The organism is Clostridium chromiireducens (assembly GCF_003575225.1).
GTDB classification, from domain to species: Bacteria; Bacillota; Clostridia; order Clostridiales; family Clostridiaceae; genus Clostridium; species Clostridium chromiireducens.
On record NZ_QXDJ01000010.1, the window covers coordinates 110,436 to 130,000 of the forward strand.

The following is a 19,565-nucleotide window of genomic DNA, read 5'->3' on the forward strand; positions in this document are numbered from 1 at the left end:
AGAGATTGCGTAAATTCTTTTAAATTAAAGAGAATGCGTATAATATGCCGAAGTGGCGGAACTGGCAGACGCACAGGACTTAAAATCCTGCGGTAGTTAAACACCGTACCGGTTCGATTCCGGTCTTCGGCACCAAAGACTTAAGCTAATTGTAGCTTAAGTCTTTTTGCATTAAAGAATAATAAGTAAATAATAGATTTCTAATCGGTATTAAAGAGTTGGTATTAAAGTATCAGTAATAGCTGATGCGATACATATTAGGATAATTCATTTTTAGTAGCCATATATAAGGGTGTAATGTAAGTAGTTGGATAAATTATTTGCGCTACGCCCTTTATTAGTTTTAAAAACAATTTGTAATATATAAAACCTAAAAAAGTGATAAAAATAGGGTGCTATTCACATCTATATAATTTTATGAAAAAATAATTAGTTATAAATTTCTAATAAAATAATATTAACGACAAATTAATTATTAGATTAAAAGTGCCATAGCTGGCTCAATATATTGATTTAACATTGATTTAAAAGAAACTTAACGAACTTTATGATAGATAGAATAATACACCAAATCATTAAATCTTAGAGAATTTTAGATGAAGTTGTCCTACGAAAATTTAATTGTAGAAACAGCTTATGACATTTATCTCAAAATAGAGATGCTATAATCATATTACATTATTTGGAAATGAGGCGAGCTAATGTGCAATATGGATTAGGTATGAATAAATACGAAGAAATAAACGAGATGACCAAGATAAAAAGAAAAGTTTGGTTAAGAGCATCTGTAGCGAAATTAGGGATCATTTTAGTTATAGGTATCTTACTTGGAAGAGTAAATTTGTTATTAAATCAATCTGATAGCCGGGGGATTGCACCCATAGGTATAGCATATTTAATAGCCATTATTACAAGAGAAAATAAAAAGAAGAGTTTAGTTGCAGCAATAGGAATTGCTATAGGTTACTTAACGATTAATGATTTGCTAACTGATGGGTATATTTATTTGGTATCTGTAATTTTGATAACAATGTATTATATTTTTATATCGCCAATTAAAAGAAGGCAAAAAGAATTGGCAAGCTTCGTAATAATATTTGGAAGTTTCTTCTTTTATGGACTTTTCATAAATAAATATGAATTGGGAGTGAACATAACTTTATGTTTGATACAGACATTAATTGTTGTTCCTATATATTATGTCATAAAATATGCTTTAAATTCTTTAGAGGAAGTTAATACTAATTATTTTTTTTCTTCTGAGGAGTTAGTTAGTATAGGAATATTTATGTGTTTAATAATTGCTGGAATAGGAAATATTAATTTCATGGATTATTCAGTGAGGAATATATGCGCATTAACATTAGTCTTAGCGATTGCATATGTAGGTGGTGCCGCATATGGAGCGATGATTGGAGTTGCAATGGGAATAATGATAGGTGTGGCATCTAATGATATGATGTATAGTGTAGCCTTTTTTGGAGTTGGCGGTCTTATAGTTGGAGTATTCAAGGATACAGGGAAAATATTTTCAATACTCTCAGGTGTAATAATTTATACTGCATTAGCTCTATATTCGAATGCAGTAACATTGAAATTAGGGATTGAGGTTTTAAGTAGTTCTATTCTATTTTTATGTATTCCCAAACCTGTGTATAAAAGTATTGAAGTTGAGATAAATCCGTACAAGAAGAAAGCATCGTTAGGAGAAATTCAATTGGATGCTATAAAGGAGGAATTCACTTTTAAATTAAAAGAACTGACCAATGTATTACTTGTAGTTTCAAAATGCTTAAGAAATGATAGTGAAAATGAAAAACTGCTAATTAAATCAAAAGGAAGTGCCTTGGTAGAAAATTTAGCTGATAGAAGTTGCTTAAATTGTGAAAATAAATCTTTGTGCTGGGAGAAAGGTTTTCATCAAACATTTAATTCTTTTCAACAGTTAATACAAAATTATGAGAAAGGAAATTTAGCTATACCGGTGGACTTGCAAAAGAAATGTGTTAAGAATTTTACTTTGCTAAGGAACACAGAGGCTATAGTAAGTAATTATAATATAAATGAAGCTATAAAGGAGAGATTGGCGGAGGGGAAGAATATAGTATCAGCACATATATCAAATATATCGTGTACATTGGATAATCTTCTAAGTGATTTTAAAAGAGAAGTTAGTATTGATTCTGATTTGGAGAGAATCGTAAAGCGCGTATTAAATAAGAACATGATTCATTATAATGATGTTTTTTGCTATGTGGATAAAAATGGTAGAGTCAAAATTAGATTGAGTATAAATAATTATGAAAAAAGTAATTATTGTGAGAAGGATATTCTTTCTTTACTAGGTAGTGCAATAAGAATAAAGTTATATGTAGGGGATAATGGATGTAATATTAATACTAAGACGAACGAGTGTACAATTGTTATAGAGGAAAAACCGAAGTACTCTATGGTTTCATATGGTGCTATAGAGCCTAAAGAAGGGGAAACTCAAATAGGAGATAGTTATAGTTTTGGAAAAACTACAAATGGAAATTATATGACTATATTAAGTGATGGAATGGGATCAGGTCCTGAAGCGAGGGAAGAAAGTAAATCAACTGTTGATTTAGTGGAAAAACTTATGGAAGCAGGATTTAATGAGGATATAACTGTAAATACAGTCAACTCTATTGTGGGGATGAGATTTGCAGAAGGTGAGAAATATTCTACATTGGATTTGAATAAAGTCAATTTATATGATGGTGAAACAGTGTTTGTTAAGATTGGCGCAGCACCTAGCTTCATAAAGAGGGGACGTGAGGTGAAAACAATCAATTCAAAAAACTTGCCATTTGGGCTTGTAGATGAAGTTGATGTAGAAATCATTAAAGAAACATTAAGGCCTGGGGATATTTTAGTAAATGTAAGTGACGGAGTTTTAGATATTGATAAATTAAATTCTGGAAGGTCTAATTGGATAGAAGAATTTTTAAAGAATATTAATGCAGATCCTAGGGAGCTTTCTGAAAAAATACTAAAACAAGCAATGAAGTTGAGTAAAGGGATTATTAAAGATGATATGACAGTAGTGGTTTCAAAAGTTTATTTAGATAGCTGAGGAGGTGTGACTAGTTAATTATTCTCTCAGATACTTAAATATTATTAATAGCTGTTTCGAAGCTATATGTAAAATAGTTTTGAGACAGCTATTAATAATTTTACTTGAGTTAATATTTACATATGCAATATATATGCGTAAAATATACTATACAGCATTATGTTTACCGATACTATATTACAAAAAAAGTAGGTGTGTTAATTTTTGTATACAAAAGTGCTATCTTATATAAGAGATAATAATTTAATTAAACCGGGAGATAAAGTTCTAATAGCTCTTTCAGGAGGACCTGACTCTGTATGTCTTTTGAATATATTATTCCAATTAAAAGAGGAATTAGAGATAGAAATAGCTGCAGCGCATTTAAATCATCTTTTAAGAGGTGACGATTCATATAAGGATGAAGAATATGTAACTAATATATGCAGGGAAATGGGAATAAGATACTTTATAAAACGTGTGGATATAAATGAATATTCTAAGGAATATAAGGTGTCTTCAGAAATGGCAGGTAGAAGTGTTAGATATGATTTTTTTGATGAGATTCTGAAGAAGGAAGGATTTAATAAAATTGCTACAGCACATAATGCTAATGATCAAGCGGAAACGATTTTATTTAGGATTATGAGGGGGACTGGTCTTGAAGGAATTGTAGGAATTAAGGCATTTAGAGATGAAAAGATAATAAGGCCCATTTTATGTCTTGGAAGAGAAGAAATTGAAAAATATATAGAATCTAAAAATTTAAAACCTAGAATTGATAAAACTAATTTTGAAAGAATATATAATAGGAACAAAATAAGATTAGATATATTACCATATATGAAAGCTAATTTTAATGAAGATATAGTACAAACTTTGAATAGGATGTCAGTGCTTTTAAAAAAAGATAATGAATTCCTTGAAAAATTATCTCTAGATTTATACAATAAATATTGTGTAGAATATGATGATTATTTTATAATAAAAAGGGAGATATTTAGAGAAGAAGAAGCCGTGCTTAATAGAACACTAAGACATGCCATAACTAAGTATTCAAAATCGAACTATGATTTTGAAATGAAGCATATATATATGATTATTGATTTAGCTAAAAAGGAATCTGGGAAAGTATCAGAATTACCAAATCAAATTTATGTTGAAAATATTTATGGAGATATATACATAAAAAGAAAAAAAGAAAAACTAAATACAATTAATATCAAAGAAGAGATAAATCTAAATAAGAATAATGCGCATAACAATACAATTGAATTTCGTAATTATTACATTAAGTTTTCAGTGATGAATAATCACAAAGAAAATAGTATAAATTTAAATGAAAGTAATTTAATAAAATATTTTGATTTTGATAAGGTAAATGGGATTATTTCAGTAAGAAATAGAAAGAATGGAGATAAAATTGTTCCTTTAGGTATGAATGGAAGTAAAAAATTGAAAGATATCTTCATTGATATGAAGATTTCAAAAGATGAAAGAGATACTATCCCCATTTTATGTTTTGATGAAAGAGTTGCATGGATTATTGGGGTCAGAAATTCAGAAGAATATAAAGTTACTGCACAAAGTAAAAATATATTAAAAGTAGTTGTCGAGAGGAAGGAATATTGAATATGAAACAAGATATACAAGAGATATTATTTTCAGAAGAGGTCTTAACAAAGAGAATTAAAGAACTTGCTGATAAAATAAGTAATGATTATAAAGGAAAGGATTTAGTTGTAGTTGGAATATTAAAAGGATCTGTTTTATTTGCGGCAGAGTTAATTAAGAATATATCTATTCATTGTGAAATAGATTTTATGGCAGTATCAAGCTATGGAAATTCTACAGAGACATCTGGTGTTGTGAGAATTTTGAAAGATTTAGACAATAATATTGAAGGAAAAGATATACTAGTAGTTGAAGATATTGTTGATACAGGAGTTACTTTAACATATTTATTAAAATATTTAGAAGCTAGAAAGGCAAATAGTATAGAAATAGTAGCTTTACTAAACAAGCAAGCAAGAAGAGTTTCGAATTTAGATGTTAGATATGTTGGGTTTGAAGTACCCGATGGATTCATAGTTGGGTATGGAATAGATTATGCTGAAAAATATAGGAATCTACCGTTTATAGGTATATTAAAACCTGAAGTATATGAAAAATAGGGGTTGCAATTTTCGTTGTAATAAGAATATTCGTATGGTAAAATTTTAAATATGATGAGAGAGGGGGGCCTTGAATGAAAAAATATTCAAGCGCAGCTGTATGGATTGTGTGTTCTGTCATGCTAGTTTTAGCAGCAGTTACTATGTGGCAGACAGGAAAAGGGTCAAGTGATATGGCATATAGTGCATTCGTACAAAAGTGGAATGCAAACGAAATAGAGAGCGTTATAATTAAAGAAGATAGTATGACCATAGAAGGTAAGACAACTGATAATAAGAGTTTTGTTACGTATGCTCCAGGTGAACTTGTTAGTTCATTAATAGAGAATCAACCCAAATCAGAAGTTAAAGTGGTTTTTGAAAAACCATCTAATAATGCAACATGGATTGCAACATTGCTTCCATTTGTGTTGATGGCAGTATTTATATTTATATTCTTATTTATATTTACACAACAGTCCCAAAGCGGAGGTGGAGGTAGAGGTGTTATGAATTTTGGTAAAAGTAAGGCCAAAATGGTAACTCCAGATACTCAAACTGTAACGTTTGAAGATATAGCGGGTGCAGATGAAGAAAAAGCAGAACTTGAAGAAATTGTTGATTTTCTAAAGTTGCCAGCTAGATATATACAAATGGGTGCTAGAATACCTAAGGGTGTATTATTAGTTGGGCCTCCTGGAACAGGGAAAACTTTACTTGCAAAAGCAATAGCGGGAGAAGCGGGAGTACCATTTTTCAGTATATCAGGTTCAGATTTTGTTGAGATGTTTGTTGGTGTTGGTGCATCAAGAGTTAGAAGTTTATTTGAAGAAGCTAAGAAAAATTCGCCTTGCATTGTTTTCATAGATGAGATTGATGCTGTTGGAAGACAAAGAGGTGCTGGATTAGGCGGCGGTCATGATGAAAGAGAACAGACGCTAAATCAACTTCTTGTTGAAATGGATGGGTTTGGTGTAAATGAAGGCATAATTATGATTGCGGCAACAAACAGACCAGATATATTAGATCCTGCATTATTGAGACCTGGAAGATTTGATAGACAAATAATGGTTGGAGCGCCAGATGTAAAAGGCAGAGAGGAAATTCTGAAAGTACACACAAAAAAGAAACCTCTTAAAGACGATGTTAAATTAGATGTACTTGCAAAGAGAACGCCAGGATTCTCAGGAGCAGATTTAGAGAATTTAACAAATGAAGCAGCTTTACTTGCAGTTAGAAGAGAAAGAAAACAAATTTCTATGTCTGAAATGGAAGAAGCCATAACTAAGGTAATTGCAGGACCAGAAAAGAAAAGTAGAGTAATAACTGAGCATGATAGGAAATTGACAGCCTACCACGAGGCAGGTCATGCAGTTGTTATGAGATTGCTTCCGAATTGTGACCCGGTTCATGAAATAAGCGTAATTCCGAGAGGAAGAGCTGGTGGATATACTATGCATCTTCCTAAAGAGGATACTTCATACACTTCAAAATCTAAATTAGAAGATGAAATGGTTGGACTCTTAGGTGGAAGAGTTGCTGAAAAATTGATCATGGGGGATATAAGCACTGGTGCTAAAAGTGATATAGATAGAGCAAGTCATATAGCTAGAAGTATGGTTATGGATTATGGTATGAGTGAAGTAATTGGAACAATATCATATAATGCATCTAGTCATGATGAAGTGTTCCTTGGAAGAGATTTGGGAAAAGGCAGAGATTTTAGTGAAGAAATTGGTTCTAAAATAGACAAAGAGATTAAAAGATTTATTGATGAAGCATATGATAAGGCTAATAAACTGTTAAAAGAAAATATGGATATATTACATGCTGTAGCACAAGCTTTAATTGAAAAAGAGAAGCTAGATGCAGAAGAATTCGAAAAGATCTTTATAAATAATTAATGAGTAAAAGCTATTTCAGTGTAAAACATTTTGAAATAGCTTTTGTTTTTTCAAGGAAAATCATAAATGTATTGAATTGGCTAACTATAGGCTATTTAGGAAATATATATTTTGCATAATTTATAATTGCTATACTCAAAATAGTAATAAGTATCAGCAATAATGCGAATAATTTGAGTATATTTCTATGAATTGTTCGAAAAAACTTTTATTGAATAAATTGAAGTGATATAATGTATATACAATATATCGATTATGGTTAATATTAGGAGGATACTTAAATGAAAAGTGATATTCAAATTGCACAGGAAGCGAAGATGGAGCCGATAAAAAGTATAGCTGAAAAATTAGGTCTTTGCGAAGATGATATTGAATACTATGGAAAATATAAATGTAAGATATCTTTAGATGTGTATGATAAAGTAAAGAATAATAAAGACGGAAGATTAGTTTTAGTAACAGCTATAAACCCAACACCAGCTGGTGAAGGAAAATCAACAGTCACTGTTGGTTTAGGGCAGGCGCTAAATAAGATTGGTAAGAGGGCGGTAATAGCGTTGAGAGAACCATCCCTAGGACCGGTTTTTGGAGTAAAAGGTGGAGCTGCAGGTGGTGGATATGCCCAAGTAGTTCCGATGGAAGATATTAATCTTCATTTTACTGGTGATATGCATGCTATTACATCTGCTAATAACTTATTGTCAGCTGCTATAGATAATCATATACATCAAGGAAATATTTTAAAGATTGATTCTAGAAGGATAGTTTTTAAAAGAGTTATTGACATGAATGATAGAGCGTTAAGACATATTGTTGTTGGAATGGGTGGAAAGGTTAATGGGTTCGTTAGAGAAGATGGGTTCAATATAACTGTTGCATCTGAAATAATGGCTATTTTATGCTTGGCAAGTGATTTAGAAGATTTAAAAGAAAGAATGGGGAATATAGTTGTTGCATATGATTTAGACGGTGAACCAGTATATGCAAGACAATTGGAGATTCAAGGTGCTATGGCTTTACTTATGAAAGATGCAATTAAGCCTAACCTAGTTCAAACATTAGAAAATACTCCAGCATTAATACATGGGGGGCCATTTGCTAATATTGCTCACGGGTGTAATTCTATAATGGCAACTAAGTTGGCTTTAAAGCTTGGAGAGATTGCAGTAACTGAAGCAGGATTTGGAGCAGATTTGGGAGCTGAGAAGTTCTTTGACATAAAGTGTAGATATGGAGAGTTAAAACCAGAGTGTGTTGTAATAGTAGCGACAATTAGGGCATTAAAACATCATGGAGGAGTAGCTAAGACTGAATTGAACAATCCAAATGTTTCAGCTTTATCAAATGGAATAGCTAATCTAGAAAAACAAATAGAGAATATAAAGAAGTTTAATGTAACACCAGTTGTTGCTATAAATAAATTTGTAACAGATAGTCTAGAGGAAGTAGAATTTATTAAAAACTTCTGTGATAATATGGGAATTAAAGTAGCCCTATGTGATGTATGGGCCAAAGGAGGAGAAGGTGGAGTTGAACTAGGAAATATAGTGTTAGATATATTAGATAAGAACAATTCAAATTTTTCACCAATATATGATAAAGAAGATTCTATTGAAGAAAAAATACAGACTATTGCCAGGGAAATTTATGGAGCTGACAAAGTAAATTATACACCAGCTGCTAAAAAACAAATTGCTGAACTAGAAAAATTTAGATTAGATAAATTGCCTATATGCATGGCAAAAACGCAGTACTCTTTATCAGATAACCCAAGTCTTTTAGCTAGGCCGCAGGGATTTGATATAACTGTAAAGGAAGTTAGAGTATCTAATGGTGCAGGATTTATAGTTGTCCAAACTGGAGATATAATGACAATGCCAGGTCTTCCTAAGGTTCCGGCCGCAAACAAGATGGATGTCTTAAAGAGTGGAGAGATAATAGGATTATTTTAACTTATAAAAGTATTTATTAAAATAAAAATATAAGAAAATGATGGGATTGTATTAAAATGATCGTTAAACCCTTGACAAATAAATTAGAATTGTTAAAATTATATTGTTATTTTTAAGTGAATTTCTAAATTAAGGCAGCTCTTTGGGCTGCTTTTAATTTAACTGTATTAAGGTGGTGCTTTCTATGATTTTACTTGTTGATGCAGGTAATACTAATATTGTTCTGGGAGTACATGATGGAGAAAAGTATATAGCTAGTTGGCGTATTTCAAGTGAAGGAAATAAAACTTCAGATGAGTATGGTATACAGGTTATGCAATTATTTAACTTAAGTAATATCAATCCTAAAGATATTGCTGGAGTTATAGTCTCTTCTGTTGTTCCTAATATAATGCATTCTTTAGAAAATATGTTAAGAAAATGCTTTTGCCATGAACCTATAATAGTTGGACCGGGAGTGAAGACGGGAATAAATATTAAATATGATAATCCAAGAGAAGTTGGGGCTGATAGAATAGTAAATGCCGTTGCGGCGTATGAAATCTATAAAAGACCAGTTATAATAATTGATTTTGGAACAGCCACGACTTTTTGCGCGGTTAGGGCAAATGGAGATTATCTTGGAGGATGTATATGTCCTGGAATAAGAATTTCAGCAGATGCTTTATTTGAAAGGGCAGCTAAGCTTCCAAGAGTAGAATTGGAAGTGCCTAAGAATATGATTTGCAAAAATACTGTATCAAGCATGCAGGCAGGAATTTTATTCGGTTATATTGGGCAAGTTGAATATATAGTTAAAAAGATGAAACAGGAAATGAAAAATTCTAAATATAAGGAAGAACCGTTTGTGCTAGCAACAGGTGGGTTAGCTAATTTAATAGCTAAAGAAACTGATGTTATAGACAAAGTTGATTCGGATTTAACTTTAGAAGGATTAAAAATATTATATGAAAAAAATAAGGAAACGGAAAATTTTCAAAGCTAAAATAATATGCAGTCCGAAAATATAGAAGGTGAGGAGTACATTCTAAATGAAGATAGGGAAGTTAACCTTTGAGAATAATATATTCTTAGCACCCATGGCAGGTGTAACAGATATATCTTTTAGAGGACTATGCAAAGAAATGGGATGTGGGTTAGTTTATACTGAAATGGTTAGTGCTAAAGCGTTATATTATGGAAGTGAGAATACACAAGCATTGCTTAGAACAGCAGATGAAGAAAGACCTGTGGCGGCTCAAATCTTCGGAAGAGATCCGGAGATTATGGCAAATATTTGCGAGGAACATCTTAATAATAGAGATGATATTTGTATTATAGACATAAATATGGGATGTCCTGCTCCTAAAATAGTTAAAAATGGAGAAGGGTCTGCATTAATGAAAGAACCAGAACTTGCATTTAATATTGTAAAGGAAATAAAAAAGGTTTCATCAAAACCAGTTACTGTTAAGTTTAGAAAAGGATTTGATGATGATAACATTAATGCAGTAGAATTTGCAAAAGGTATGGAACAAGCAGGGGTTGATGCAATTGCTATCCACGGAAGAACTACAAAACAAATGTATCAAGGGTTTGCCGATTGGGATATAATAAAAAAAGTCAAAGATGGTGTGTCAATACCTGTAATAGGAAATGGAGATGTATTTTCTCCAGAAGACGCTTTAAAGATGAAAGAAATAACTAACTGCGATGGCATAATGATAGCTAGAGGAAGTCAAGGAAATCCATGGATATTTAAGCAAGTTAGCAGCATATTAAAAAATGAACCTATTAAAGAAATATCACATAGGGAAAGAGTTGAAATGTGCCTTAGGCACTATGAATTGGCACTTAAATACGATGGTGAATTTAAAGCTATAAGAGAGATGAGAAAACATGCATCATGGTATATTAAAGGGTTACCAAGATGTACAGATATTAAAAATGAAATTAATACAATAAATGATAGCAGCAAAGTAATAGAAATTTTGAAGAAATATAAAGAAGAAGTATAATTTGATCACTAAAATCATATTATTAATACTCGCATAAATTTATTATTTATACGTATTAAAAATAATATTGTAGATATTATAAGATTAACAACAAATTTCTAACTTAAATCAAATAATATTTTAGTGATGAATTAAACAGAATACTATGAATTGCTTTCAGTCAGGATTTATTGACATATCAAATATGCTGATTTATAATTAGTTAAATGATTTTGAGGCTAAGGAGATATTATAATGTATTTATGTTAGTTTGATAAGTTTTATTTTATTAACAGTATAATATCTTAATGATAAAGCGTATAATAAGAAAACTTAGGTAATATTAGTTTGAATCAAACTCAATAATTACAATTATTAATTAAATAATTATAAAAGGTTTTAAAGGGGAGTAAAGTATATGAGCCAATCAAAACAATATGTAATGACTTATGAAGGTGTAAAAAAGTTAGAAAGTGAACTTGAATATTTAAAGACAGTAAAAAGAAAAGAGATAACTGAAAAAATTAAAATTGCATTAGGATATGGAGATTTGAGTGAAAACTCCGAATATGATGAAGCTAAAAACGACCAAGCATTTACAGAAGGAAGAATAATTCAATTAGAAAACATGTTGAAAAATGCTGTAGTTGTTGATGAATCAGAAATTCCAAGTGATATAGTTTCAGTTGGATCAAAAGTTAAAGTCAAAGATTATGAATTTGATGAAGAAGTGGAATATTCAATAGTGGGTTCAGCAGAAGCGGATCCTATAAATTTTAAAATATCAAATGAATCACCAGTTGGAAAAGCTTTAGTTGGTAAAAAAGTTGGTGATATAGTGGAAGTAACGGTTCCTGATGGAGTGAATAAATTTGAAATCTTAGGAATAAGTAGAAGTTAATTGGAGGTACATTATGTCAACAGAAGAAATGAGTATGCAAGAGTTAGAGTCTCAATATAATGAACAAGAAGGATTGAGAAGAGATAAGCTTGCAGATCTACAAAATGCTGGAAAAGATCCTTTTGATGTTTATAAAGTTAACAGAACTCATACATCAGAAGAGGTTAAGGCAAACTATGATGAATTAGAAGGTAAAGAGGTAACAGTAGCAGGAAGAATAATGTCCAAGAGAGGCCAAGGTAAGGTTGTGTTCTCAGACATACATGATAAAGATGGAAAGCTTCAACTATTCTTAAAGATTGATAAGGTTGGAGAGGAGAATCTAAAGCAATATAAAACTCTTGATTTAGGTGACTGGGTTGCTGCGACAGGTGAAGTGTTTACAACAAAAACAGGCGAAGTATCGGTAAATGTAAATACTTTTGAATTAACTTGTAAGTCTCTAAAGCCGCTTCCAGAGAAATGGCATGGATTAAAAGATCCGGATTTAAGATATAGACAAAGAGAAGTTGATATAATTACAAATTCAGGAGTAAAGGATACTTTTATTAAGAGAAGTAGAATTATTTCAGCAATGAGAGAGTTCTTAGATACTAGAAGTTTTATAGAAGTAGAAACGCCAATACTTGGTGCTATAGCTGGTGGTGCGGCAGCTAAACCATTTGTTACGCATCACAATACTTTAGATATGGATATGTTCTTAAGAATAGCACCAGAATTATATCTTAAGAGACTAATTGTTGCTGGATTTGAAAAAGTATATGAAATAGGAAGAAACTTCAGAAATGAAGGTATGTCAGTTAGACATAATCCAGAGTTTACATCTATTGAATTATATGAAGCTTATTCTGATTATAATGATATGATGGAAATTACAGAAAATATGGTTGCATATATTTGTGAAAAGATAAATGGAACTACTAAAGTTACTTATCAAGGTACAGAAATAGATTTTAAACCACCATGGAGAAGAATAACTATGGTTGATGCTGTTAAAGAATATGCAGGTGTAGACTTTAACGAAATTAAATCTAATGAGGAAGCTCAGGCTATAGCAAAAGAGAAACATATAGAATTTGCTAAACCATTAGATACAGTTACAAAGGGTGAAGTACTAAATGCCTTATATGAGGAATTCGGTGAAGCAAACATGATTCAGCCAACGTTCGTTACAGATTATCCAGTTGAAATTTCACCTCTTACAAAGAAAAAGAGAGGAAATCCTGAATTCACTGAGAGATTCGAAGGTTTTGTATTCGGTAGAGAACTTTGTAATGCATACTCAGAATTAAATGATCCTATAGTTCAAAGAGAAAGATTTGAACAACAAGCTAAAGAGAGAGAACTTGGAGACGATGAAGCGTATATGTTAGATGAGCAATTCATGAGCGCTCTTGAAACTGGTATGCCGCCGACAGGTGGAATGGGAATGGGTATAGATAGACTTATAATGTTCTTGACTGATTCAGCTTCAATTAGAGATGTTATATTATTCCCAACAATGAGGCCACAAAAATAATAAAGAAGCTAAGTAGGTCCTGAAAAAGAAATTTTTGTAAAGTTTAATACGTAGTAATATATACGATAAAAGATTCATATGTGTTCATATAGAACGTGTATGGATCTTTTTTTATATTGATTAGGATTTTGCATATAGATATATTTCGAGAAAACTCAATGAAATTTCAATATATTGTAAAGAAACTAGTTATTATGAATTTTAAACAAGTTATTCTTAACTTATTTAAAAAAATTAATATAAAAAGCTTGCATAATTATAAAAGTTTGATATAATAGATTAAGTAATGACGTTCCGCGATAGCTCAATGGTGGAGCACTCGGCTGTTAACCGATAGGTTGGAGGTTCGAGTCCTCTTCGCGGAGCCATTTTTTTATACTTTTTTGAAAAATAAAAATCAGTAAGTAGTTAAGGGTAGAAAGTGTTTTCTACCCTTTTAATATATTAAATTATATTCATGTTATGTAAATTTGCATCCATGTTAAGGTAAAGGTGACATAAGTTCTTGAAGTACCGGATCTCTAATAGATTTATCTGCAAGGTATATATTGTAAGTATTGTCCCCCATAAATGAATTACATATTTAGGTTTAGACGGAGATAAAAGTTCATATTTGAAAAAAATAAAAGAATTGAAAAAAAGGGTTGCATAATTATAAAAAGGTGATATAATAGATTAAGTAATGACGTTCCGCGATAGCTCAATGGTGGAGCACTCGGCTGTTAACCGATAGGTTGGAGGTTCGAGTCCTCTTCGCGGAGCCATTTTTTTATACTTTTTTAGAAAATAGAAATAAGTGAAATAGCTAAGGGTGGGAATTATTCTCCACCCTTTTAATATATTAAATTATATTATTTTTGTTATGATTAAAATCGAAAATTTTAAGGTATATCAGTTGAAGATTTTTATGTTGATAAATTGTAATTATAAACTGTTAAAGTGAATTAGATTGGATGTAAGTACTTTTTTCATAACGGAAATTCCGGAATGCTAGATTTCTAGTGAAACTGCCTATGAGGTGTATTTGTTCATATAATTCCTCCTCAAATTATTGCTCATTATCAGGTTTATATATAAACACAAGTCTATATATAAAAGAAAATAAATAAATATGAAAAATGGGGTTGCATAATTATAAAAGTTTGATATAATAGATTAAGTAATGACGTTCCGCGATAGCTCAATGGTGGAGCACTCGGCTGTTAACCGATAGGTTGGAGGTTCGAGTCCTCTTCGCGGAGCCATTTTTTTTATACTTTTTTAAAAGATAATTTAATCTTGACATATAAAGGAATTTTGTTAAAATAAATTTATAAATTGAATATACACGTTGAAAAAGAGGAGTAATTTATAAGTAAATTAAAGAGAGATGATGTTTGGTGGAAATCATTATTATTTGTAAATGAATGGAGCTTTTGAGTGTAGGTTAATTAGAGAAGAAAGATGGGCTAGAGCCAAGAAGGGTGGAACCGCGGAATTGTATTTCGTCCCTTTGTGCTTATAGCCTTTTTATTTTTATCAAAAAATATTTGGAGGGATAAAACGATGGCAGTAGAAAAAACAATGGAAAAGATTGTAGCTCTTTGTAAAAATAGAGGATTTGTATTTCCTGGCTCTGATATATATGGTGGGCTAGCAAATTCGTGGGATTATGGTCCTCTAGGAGTAGAGTTCAAAAATAACGTTAAAAAAGCATGGTGGAAGAAATTTGTTCAAGAAAGCCCTTACAATGTTGGATTAGACTCCGCTATTTTAATGAATAGAGAAGTCTGGGTTGCTTCAGGACACGTTGGAGGTTTCTCGGATCCGTTAATGGACTGTAAAGAATGTAAGGCAAGATTTAGAGCAGATAAATTAGTTGAAGATCATATGACAGAAAATGGAGCAGAGGTAGCTAGCGCTGATGGATGGACTAATGATCAGTTAAAAGAATATATTGAGAGTAATAATATAGTTTGTCCGAAATGTGGAAAAATGAATTATACAGATATAAGAAAATTTAATCTTATGTTTAAAACATTCCAAGGTGTTACGGAAGATGCTAAAGCAGAAATTTACCTAAGACCAGAAACAGCACAAGGTATATTTGTTAACTTTAAAGCTGTACAAAGGACATCTAGAAAGAAAGTTCCGTTTGGTATAGCTCAAATAGGTAAATCTTTCAGAAATGAGATTACACCTGGTAATTTTACTTTTAGAACAAGAGAATTTGAACAAATGGAATTAGAATTCTTCTGTAAACCAGGAACTGATTTAGAATGGCACAAATACTGGAAGGATTATTGTTGGAACTTTTTGCTTAATCTAAATGTAAAACCTGATAATTTAAGGATGAGAGATCATGGTGAGGAAGAGCTATCGTTCTATTCAAATGCGACATCGGATATAGAATACTTATTTCCATTTGGATGGGGTGAACTTTGGGGGATAGCAGATAGAACTGATTACGATTTATCTAAACATCAAGAACACTCAGGACAAGATCTAAGCTATTTAGATCAGACAACTAATGAAAAGTATATACCATATGTTATAGAGCCATCATTAGGCGCTGATAGAGTTGCTTTAGCATTCTTAATTGAAGCTTATGATGAAGAAGAGTTAGAAGGTGGAGATGTTAGAACTGTAATGCATTTACATCCAGCATTAGCTCCATTTAAGGCGGCAATATTGCCTCTTTCTAAGAAGCTTTCTGAAAAGGCTCTAGACCTTTATGGAGATTTAAGCAAAAAGTTTAACTTAGATTTTGATGAAACTGGAAGTATAGGTAAGAGATATAGAAGGCAGGATGAAATAGGAACTCCTTTCTGTATAACAATTGATTTTGATACATTAGAAGACGAATCAGTTACTATTAGAAATAGAGATACTATGGAACAAGAAAGAGTTAAGATAAGCGAGCTAGAAAATTACATTCAATCAAGTTTAGAATTCTAAAAACAAATATAACTGACTCAAAATAATTTCTTTTTGAGTCGGTTTATTTTTTTTGTCGAAGTGCTATAATTAAAATAGTAAAGAACAGATTTTGGTAATAAATTATATCATATAGGGATAGATGATTTGAATTTGGAGGATAGACATGAAAAGAGACTTTAAAGATTTTAAGAAATTTATAGTTGGGAAAGAAGTTGGTGTTGTTGGAATTGGAGTAAGTAACATTCCACTAATTAACTTCTTACTTACTTTAGGTGCTTCAGTAACAGCATTTGATAAAAAAAATGAGGAAGAGCTGGGTGAAGTGGCCGATGAATTTAATAATAAAGGAGTAAAATTAGAGCTTGGAGAAAGCTATTTAGATAAACTTTCAGGATTTGATGTAATATTCAAGACACCTTCAATGAGGATTGATAGCGAGTCATTAGTAAAGGCTAAGAATGAAGGGGCATACATTACATCCGAGATGGAGGAGTTTGTGAGATATACTAAAGGAAAGGTATATGGAATTACAGGCAGCGATGGAAAGACAACAACTACAACAATTATTTCAAAATTGCTTCAAGAACAAGGATATAAAACTTGGGTTGGAGGAAATATAGGAACTCCGTTATTCTCACAAATAGAAAACATTAATGATGGAGATAGGGTTGTATTAGAGTTGTCTAGTTTTCAACTTATGACAATGACTCAAGAAATTGATGTTGCTATATGTACAAATTTAACTCCAAATCATTTAGATATGCATAAAGACATGCAAGAATATATAGATGCAAAGAAGAATATTTTCTTATTCCAAAGTTCAGAAGGACTTTTGATAGTGAATAGAGAGAATGAAATTACTCATGAATTCGTAAAAGAGGCAAGGGGAACTGTGAAAGAATTTAGTTCTAAAAGAGAGATATTAGATGGCGCCCACTATAAGGATGGTATGCTTTATGTTGAAGGAAAAGAAATTTGTGAAAAGGATGATATATTAATAAAAGGAATGCATAATGTTGAAAATTATCTCGCAGCATTTATAGCAACTAAAGATGATGTTTCAGTGGAGACAATGAAAAAGGTGGCTGAAGCTTTTACAGGAGTTGAGCATAGGTGCGAATTGGTAAGAGAAATAGATGGAGTTAAGTATTATAATGATTCTATAGCATCAAGTCCTACAAGAACTTTAGCCGGATTGAAGGCATTTGATGAAAAGGTGATAATAATTGCAGGTGGGTATGATAAACATATACCTTTTGAGCCACTAGCATATGAAGGCTATCCTTATATAAAAGAACTAATACTTTTAGGTGCTACAAAGAACAAGATCAAAGAAGTATTTGACAAATTGGAAAAGGAGAGAGGATTAAAAATCAATATAAAGATAGCGGAATCCTTAGAGGAAGCTGTAAATATGGCTAAGAGGATAGCTAAAAAAGGAGACATTGTAACCTTATCGCCAGCATGCGCTTCATTTGATATGTATCCTAATTTTATGGTTAGAGGAAATAAATTTAAGGAAATCGTGAAAAACTTATAGTAGCAGTATGTTTGAAGGGTAAATATATATGGATGAATGAAAATGATTCGCTTATAATGAAGAATTTTCATTCATCCTTTTTATTTGATAGACTAACTTTTGGTAGAGAATTTGGCATAGCAAATGTTATTTACATTAATACTTGGGCTATAAAAAATTCCAGAAGAGGTTAAGTAATAATCATTAATTCCTTGAGAAATTTCAGGTTTATAAGTTGTAGTTGATTTGCCTAAATCCACCGATAATGAGTATAAGTTATTTGAATCACTTCCGTTAATAAAGTACAAAGACTTATTAATCTCTTTTAATTGGAACCCGTTCATTATGTAAATTCTTTTACAATCTAAAGTAGAAGGATCTATTGAGTATAAATTATTATTATCAGAAGAGTTAAAGAATAACAACTTACCATCGTATACTACAAAGCTATTTGCTGTGTAATCAGTAAGTTTCTGTCTAGCAGTACCGTCTGTTTTAATTGAATATAACTTTGCACCATCACTTAAATTTTGATATATAACGAAATCACCGTTGATAATGAATGATCCTACGTTATCGGTTGATAGTAATTGATTTGCAGATGATACAGTATCATACTTGTATATATTATTATCATTCTTATTTTTGTAAAACAATTCTGTGTTAACAGCAATTAAATTATCAACTGAATGTGTATTTAACTTACTATATGTTTTGTCAGTTATATTAAAAGAAGATAAAGCACCATTTTCTGAGTCGTTAGAAAAAAATATATTTTTATCTATCAATACTATATTGCTGGAAGAATAGTCTGCGAAGTCAGTGACATTTTTGCTTTCGAGAATATCCTTTGGTAGTGGATCAGGAATTGTTGAAATTCTATTATTTTCATCTGGATTAGGAAAAATTAAATCATTCCCATTAAAAACGAATGGACAAAAGTATGAAGAATTATCAGTTAAAGAGAATGTAACTGGGTCACTTGCTGTAGAATTTGGAACCTCCAATGATTTTGGTGAAGGGGAACTTGGAGTAGAATCTTTTGAAGATGCCGTGTTATTTGTGCAACCTATAAAAGAAATTATAGTAACTGATAGTAATAAACTTAATATTTTTTTATTCATCATCGAAATCTCCCTGAATTAAAATTATATTTATGTTATAAGATTCGCTAATAATACTAGTAAATCATATATATAGTTATTGTCGTACAATATATGTAGGTTCTATAGAGTATAAATTGTTTAAGTTAACGAAATTCGAAATTGAAATAATAAAATCAACAGAAGGAGTATATTATTGTAGTAATTAACAATAAAATATATAACGAACACTACTATATTATATAGTAGAATAAATTAGTATAAGAGTAAAGCTTAGTTGTATAAATTAATAATTCTCTAAGAATTACTTAAAAGCAAGATTAACTTTGCCAGGCGTGTCTGTTAATGAAATATATAGTATAAATGAGAAAATTAATGAAATATAAGAATAATTCTAATATATTGGATATGATTAATAAATTGATTAGAAAAAACGTGGTACTATAATATTCGTTGTCACGGCAAGTGAGCAACAAGTAAAAACATGGTTAGTAAAATTATTTGAAAAAATCTTTAAAAAGATATTGACAATAAAAACTA

General features: G+C 31.0%; 12 protein-coding genes, 4 tRNA genes and 1 other annotated feature. Of the genes, 15 read left to right on the forward strand and 1 reads right to left on the reverse strand.

What is annotated here, in order from left to right; all coding sequences use genetic code 11:
• Window positions 1–46: 46 nt before the first annotated feature.
• From D2A34_RS25470 to murD, 15 genes are all read left to right on the forward strand, one after another.
• Window positions 47–135, forward strand: a tRNA-Leu gene (locus tag D2A34_RS25470).
• 553 nt (window positions 136–688) lie between these two features.
• On the forward strand, window positions 689–3,100 hold the full coding sequence (gene spoIIE, locus D2A34_RS25475) for a stage II sporulation protein E (RefSeq protein ID WP_079438599.1): 2,412 nt from the start codon (window positions 689–691) through the stop codon (window positions 3,098–3,100).
• Window positions 3,101–3,304: 204 nt separating this feature from the next.
• Window positions 3,305–4,711, forward strand: coding sequence for a tRNA lysidine(34) synthetase TilS (gene tilS / locus D2A34_RS25480; RefSeq protein ID WP_079438600.1), 1,407 nt, complete (start codon window positions 3,305–3,307; stop codon window positions 4,709–4,711).
• Between the two features lie 2 nt (window positions 4,712–4,713).
• Window positions 4,714–5,253, forward strand: a complete 540-nt coding sequence (hpt, locus tag D2A34_RS25485) for a hypoxanthine phosphoribosyltransferase (RefSeq protein ID WP_079438601.1) — start codon at window positions 4,714–4,716, stop codon at window positions 5,251–5,253.
• 74 nt (window positions 5,254–5,327) lie between these two features.
• Window positions 5,328–7,136, forward strand: a complete 1,809-nt coding sequence (ftsH, locus tag D2A34_RS25490) for an ATP-dependent zinc metalloprotease FtsH (RefSeq protein WP_079438602.1) — start codon at window positions 5,328–5,330, stop codon at window positions 7,134–7,136.
• 281 nt (window positions 7,137–7,417) lie between these two features.
• Window positions 7,418–9,088 carry a formate--tetrahydrofolate ligase gene (locus tag D2A34_RS25495; protein WP_079438603.1) on the forward strand — a complete coding sequence of 557 codons (1,671 nt, stop codon included), beginning with the start codon at window positions 7,418–7,420 and terminating at the stop codon, window positions 9,086–9,088.
• A gap of 184 nt (window positions 9,089–9,272) precedes the next feature.
• Window positions 9,273–10,073 carry a type III pantothenate kinase gene (locus D2A34_RS25500; RefSeq protein ID WP_079438604.1) on the forward strand — a complete coding sequence of 267 codons (801 nt, stop codon included), beginning with the start codon at window positions 9,273–9,275 and terminating at the stop codon, window positions 10,071–10,073.
• 46 nt (window positions 10,074–10,119) lie between these two features.
• Window positions 10,120–11,085 carry a tRNA dihydrouridine synthase DusB gene (gene dusB, locus D2A34_RS25505; protein ID WP_079438605.1) on the forward strand — a complete coding sequence of 322 codons (966 nt, stop codon included), beginning with the start codon at window positions 10,120–10,122 and terminating at the stop codon, window positions 11,083–11,085.
• Window positions 11,086–11,482: 397 nt separating this feature from the next.
• Window positions 11,483–11,965: a transcription elongation factor GreA gene (gene greA / locus D2A34_RS25510; RefSeq protein WP_079438606.1), complete on the forward strand. Its 483-nt coding sequence runs from the start codon at window positions 11,483–11,485 to the stop codon at window positions 11,963–11,965.
• Window positions 11,966–11,978: 13 nt separating this feature from the next.
• The gene (gene lysS, locus D2A34_RS25515; RefSeq protein ID WP_079438607.1) at window positions 11,979–13,484 is read left to right on the forward strand and encodes a lysine--tRNA ligase; all 1,506 of its coding nucleotides are present in this window, start codon (window positions 11,979–11,981) and stop codon (window positions 13,482–13,484) included.
• A gap of 293 nt (window positions 13,485–13,777) precedes the next feature.
• Window positions 13,778–13,852 (forward strand) — tRNA-Asn (locus D2A34_RS25520).
• A gap of 321 nt (window positions 13,853–14,173) precedes the next feature.
• Window positions 14,174–14,248 (forward strand) — tRNA-Asn (locus D2A34_RS25525).
• Between the two features lie 405 nt (window positions 14,249–14,653).
• Window positions 14,654–14,728 (forward strand) — tRNA-Asn (locus D2A34_RS25530).
• A 77-nt stretch (window positions 14,729–14,805) separates the two neighbouring features.
• Window positions 14,806–14,979 (forward strand) — a binding site (T-box leader).
• 50 nt (window positions 14,980–15,029) lie between these two features.
• Window positions 15,030–16,421, forward strand: coding sequence for a glycine--tRNA ligase (locus D2A34_RS25535; protein WP_079438608.1), 1,392 nt, complete (start codon window positions 15,030–15,032; stop codon window positions 16,419–16,421).
• A 145-nt stretch (window positions 16,422–16,566) separates the two neighbouring features.
• Window positions 16,567–17,943, forward strand: a complete 1,377-nt coding sequence (gene murD / locus D2A34_RS25540; RefSeq protein WP_119368259.1) for a UDP-N-acetylmuramoyl-L-alanine--D-glutamate ligase — start codon at window positions 16,567–16,569, stop codon at window positions 17,941–17,943.
• Window positions 17,944–18,035: 92 nt separating this feature from the next.
• Here murD and D2A34_RS25545 read toward each other — a convergent pair whose 3' ends face one another.
• A complete protein-coding gene (locus tag D2A34_RS25545; protein ID WP_079438610.1) occupies window positions 18,036–19,046 on the reverse strand; it encodes a DUF5050 domain-containing protein in 1,011 nt (336 codons plus the stop codon).
• Between the last annotated feature and the right edge of the window lie 519 nt (window positions 19,047–19,565).